The sequence below is a fragment of the Dyella sp. 01L423 genome, from assembly GCF_056399945.1.
This window is the reverse complement of record NZ_JBFTSI010000043.1, coordinates 1-445: the sequence shown is the minus strand read 5'-3', so window position 1 is coordinate 445 and position 445 is coordinate 1. Positions and strand designations below refer to the sequence as shown.

The following is a 445-nucleotide window of genomic DNA, read 5'->3' as shown; positions in this document are numbered from 1 at the left end:
GGACGAAGCCAGCCAGGGCGTGAAGTTCGAATACCAGGACATCCCGGCCGAGCTGCAAGCTATCGCTGAAGAATGGCGCGAGAAGATGGTCGAGTCCGCCGCCGAAGCCAGCGAAGAGCTGATGGAAAAGTACCTGGGCGGCGAAGAGCTGACCCGTGCCGAGATCGTCAAGGCGCTGCGTGACCGTACCATCGCCTGCGAAATCCAGCCGATGCTGTGCGGCACCGCGTTCAAGAACAAGGGTGTGCAGCGTATGCTGGACGCCGTGATCGACTTCCTGCCGTCGCCGGTCGATATTCCGCCGGTCACCGGCGTGGACGAACGCGACGACGAAAAGAAGCTGGAGCGCAAGGCTGACGACAGCGAGAAGTTCTCGGCGCTGGCGTTCAAGATCATGACCGACCCGTTCGTTGGCCAGCTGATCTTCTTCCGCGTGTACTCGGGC

The 445-nt window shown here is 61.8% G+C and carries 1 pseudogene; it reads left to right on the top strand.

The features are described from left to right. Positions 1-445: pseudogene (gene fusA / locus AC1DMY_RS20975) on the top strand (elongation factor G); the annotation flags it as partial.